Origin of the sequence: Rhodopseudomonas sp. WA056, assembly GCF_010906995.1 — a bacterium.
In the GTDB taxonomy this organism is placed as follows: domain Bacteria; phylum Pseudomonadota; class Alphaproteobacteria; order Rhizobiales; family Xanthobacteraceae; genus Rhodopseudomonas; species Rhodopseudomonas palustris_G.
The window spans coordinates 1-683 of record NZ_QPFS01000262.1; the positions used below are offsets into that span (position 1 = coordinate 1).

Sequence of the window (683 nt, forward strand, 5' to 3'; positions counted from 1 at the left end):
ATATCGTGCGCATTTGATCGGCGTGCTCACCAAGCGTGCGGTCGACGCCGCCAACGGCAAGGCGTGAGCCTGCAACCGGATCGGCCATGACCGCAACCGCGCCTCCCGCCTCCGTCGACGCCACGCTCGAATTGCTGACGAGCCGCGGCTATCTCGCCGAGCGGTCGCTGGCGACGGTGGTGTTTCTGGCGCTGCGGATGGGCCGGCCGTTGTTTCTCGAAGGCGAGGCCGGCGTCGGCAAGACCGAGATCGCCAAGGTGCTGTCGGCCGCGCTCGGCCGCCGGCTGATCCGGCTGCAGTGCTACGAGGGGCTCGACGTCGCATCCGCGGTGTACGAGTGGAATTCGTCGGCGCAGATGATCGCGATCCGGCTGGCCGAGGCCGCCGGCGACACCGACCGCGACCAACTCTCCAGCGACATCTTCTCCGAGCGATTCCTGATCAAGCGTCCGCTGCTGCAGGCGCTGGAGCCGGACACGGCAGGGGCGCCCGTGCTGCTGATCGACGAGCTCGACCGCGCCGACGAGGCGTTCGAGGCTTACTTGCTCGAAGTGCTCAGCGACTTCCAGGTCACCATTCCGGAGTTCGGCACCATCAAGGCGCCGACGCCGCCGATCGTGATCGTCACGTCGAACCGCACCCGCGAAATCCACGACGCGCTGAAGCGGCGCTGCCTGTATCAC

Annotated in this window: 1 protein-coding gene; it reads left to right on the plus strand. The window is 67.5% G+C overall.

Annotated features, from left to right (window positions below; translation table 11 throughout):
* Positions 1 to 86: 86 nt before the first annotated feature.
* The coding region (locus DU475_RS23925) for an AAA family ATPase (protein WP_164633531.1) at positions 87 to 683 on the plus strand (597 nt) is incomplete at its 3' end.